This is a genomic window from Thermomonas beijingensis, assembly GCF_020034655.1.
GTDB lineage: Bacteria > Pseudomonadota > Gammaproteobacteria > Xanthomonadales > Xanthomonadaceae > Thermomonas > Thermomonas beijingensis.
Map to the genome: position 1 here is coordinate 1 of NZ_JAIQDJ010000046.1, position 818 is coordinate 818.

Annotated in this window: 1 protein-coding gene; it reads right to left on the reverse strand. The window is 55.9% G+C overall.

Going from position 1 to position 818, the window contains the following annotated elements; translation table 11 throughout:
- Positions 1-283: 283 nt before the first annotated feature.
- Positions 284-818: hypothetical protein (locus K7B09_RS13090; RefSeq protein ID WP_223629906.1), on the reverse strand; the 535-nt coding region annotated here is incomplete at its 5' end.

The following is an 818-nucleotide window of genomic DNA, read 5'->3' on the forward strand; positions in this document are numbered from 1 at the left end:
ATAACACGATGCCATGAAGCGGCGTCGGCTTGAACGAACTGTTAGGTTGTAGGCGCCCGACGACCCACTGCGCATGCGAAGCAAGCTACGGAATGCTACCGCCACCACGGTGCGCAGGTCCCCTGCGCGCTGTGGGCCAAGTACGCAAGGGCACACTTGAACCTAACAGTAAACCTATCAAGCGAAATTCAATGCAAAGCCCGCACATCCCCAAAAAATTCCGCGCTAAACCTAACGCTTGAGTTAAGCCGACCTGCGTAGCGCAGGTAACGGCGTGGCAAGCTTAATCTGCCACGCCGTTGCCGGAGCGAAGCGGGTTCGGCTTGAACGAATTGTTAGACGTGTGGCGACGAACGATGATCTCCGCAATAGCCGGCCGAGTGTAAAGATTTACAGGATCCATGCCGCCTGGAACCTCGGGCCGTTGGAACTCGCCGTCATCAAACGCGGAGAAGATCTCAAACGCCAGCTCAGGCAGTGCGAATTGCGCTAAGCCAAAGATCCAATTGATAGCAGCATCAGCGTCCTCAAATGACAGGCGATTGGCGGCGAACTCATTTGCTACATACCAAGCCATAGCGTCATAGAAGGACTCGCGGGTTACGCCCGCCTCGGAACATGCAGCATCTACAGCCGCTTCAGTGGGCGGCCGATCTGCGGAGCACTCTGCTACAAATTGCCTAATTGCTTGATCCACACGTCTAACACCTGAGTTAAGCCGCGCCGCAACGAGGTGCAACCGAAGCGACAGCAGCCGGACGCCGAAAGATAACACGATGCCATGAAGCGGCGTCGGCTTGAACGAACTGTTAGGTTGT